This window comes from Anaerotruncus sp. AF02-27, assembly GCF_003465835.1.
In the GTDB taxonomy this organism is placed as follows: Bacteria; Bacillota; Clostridia; order Oscillospirales; family Ruminococcaceae; genus Anaerotruncus; species Anaerotruncus rubiinfantis.
Genome location: NZ_QSBX01000063.1, coordinates 1 through 275 on the forward strand (window position 1 = coordinate 1; position 275 = coordinate 275).

The 275-nt window shown below is 51.6% G+C and carries 1 protein-coding gene; it reads left to right on the plus strand.

Features of this window, described 5'->3' with window-relative positions; all coding sequences use genetic code 11:
- Positions 1-258: hypothetical protein (locus DWV16_RS19245; protein WP_118480964.1), on the plus strand; the 258-nt coding region annotated here is incomplete at its 5' end.
- Between the last annotated feature and the right edge of the window lie 17 nt (positions 259-275).

Genomic DNA, 275 nt, shown 5'->3' on the forward strand with positions numbered 1-275 from the left:
CGGGTGGATGCGTTGGAAAAGGACAGCTTGCGCAATCAAAACACACATAGAGAGTTTTATAATCGTTTTGAGGAGCTAAAAATCGATGCGGCGGGCAGCCGAAAGGACTACCAGACGATTATGGCGACGCTGGCAGAGGTCAAGAGCGACGTCAAGGAGCTAAAGGACAAGCCTGCAAAACGCTGGGACCAGGTTGTGGGGATCATCCTGCAATGGGCGATCGTCGGCCTGCTGGCGGCAAATACATTTATCAAATAACAAAGACGGACCAACCG